The organism is Methylomonas methanica (assembly GCF_001644035.1).
Taxonomy (GTDB): domain Bacteria; phylum Pseudomonadota; class Gammaproteobacteria; order Methylococcales; family Methylomonadaceae; genus Methylomonas; species Methylomonas methanica_A.
Genome location: NZ_LUUG01000028.1, coordinates 1 through 1364, shown reverse-complemented (window position 1 = coordinate 1364; position 1364 = coordinate 1). Strand labels below are relative to the sequence as shown.

The 1364-nt window shown below is 55.6% G+C and carries 1 protein-coding gene; it reads right to left on the bottom strand.

The annotated features are described in order from the left end of the window. Positions 1–1364: SulP family inorganic anion transporter (locus tag A1332_RS01335; protein ID WP_064006782.1), on the bottom strand; the 1364-nt coding region annotated here is incomplete at both ends.

The following is a 1364-nucleotide window of genomic DNA, read 5'->3' as shown; positions in this document are numbered from 1 at the left end:
CGGGTTTTGTGCCGTTTGCAGTTATCCAGCAAATCCCACAGCGATTGCAGGCCGGTTGCGTCGATGAAAGGCACTTTTTCCAGGCGCAAGACCAGAATTTCGGTATGACCGTGAATTACTTCCAGCGCAGATTCCAGTCTTGCCGCCGCCCCAAAAAAGAAAGGCCCTTCCATGGCAAAAACCACGGTATTGGCTCGCAGCGTAAAATCTGCGTCATCGAGTTCTTCCATGACGGCGTCGTGTGCTTGCTGCTCTATGCCCACGGCTTCCGACATGCGTTTCATGAATAGCAGTGACGCGAGCATCACGCCGATATTGACGGCGATGACCAAATCCCCGAATACGGTGAGTAAAAAAGTGAGCAGCAGCACCGCCACATCCGGTTTCGGCGCAGTTCTGAGCATGTGCCCGAAACGATGCAACTCGCTCATGTTGTAGGCCACGACAAACAAGATGGCGGCCAACGCGCTCAGCGGAATCAACGACGCATAAGGGGCCAGCAACATGACGATGCCGATCAAGGTCAAGGTATGCACAATCCCCGCCAGTGGACTGTTGCCGCCATTGCGCACATTGGTCGCCGTGCGGGCAATCGCGCCGGTAGAGGCAAAGCCGCCGAACAGCGGGGAGCATATGTTCGCAATCCCTTGACCGATCAATTCCTGATTGGCGTCATGTTTAGTGCCGGCCATGCTATCGGCGACCACGGCAGACAGCAGCGACTCAATCGCGCCCAGCAAGGCAATCGTAAAGGCCGGTCCGATTAATTGAATCGCCTCGGATACCGACATTGTCGGCAGCTGGAATTGAGGCAACTTCTGCGGAATGCCGCCAAACGCGCTGCCTATTGTCTCTACGCCGTCCCATTGGAATTGCCACTGCACGCAGGTGGCAATCAGCATGGCGACCAGGGGGGCGGGAATGCGTTTCAGAATACGGCCGGAAATCAACAACACCGCCAAGGTCAAACCGCCAAGCAAGGTGGTTTCAACGTGCAGCGCAGGAAACGCCTGTGCCAGCGCCCAAAATTTTTCATGAAAATGCTCGGCTCCGGCTGCGGGGCTCAAGCCAAAAAAGTCTTTCCATTGGCCCACAAAAATGATGACCCCAATGCCGCTGGTAAAACCGACGATGACCGGATCGGGAATGTATTTGATAACGCCACCCAGCTTGGTAAGCCCCATCAGTAATAACATGATGCCAGCCATCAGGGTGGCTATTTGCAAGCCTCCGATGCCGTATTTGCCGGTAATGCCGGCTAGAATTACGATAAAGGCTCCGGTTGGCCCTGCGATCTGCACGCGGCTGCCGCCAAACAATGATGTCAGCCCACCGGCCACGATGGCCGTGTATAGTCCCTGCTC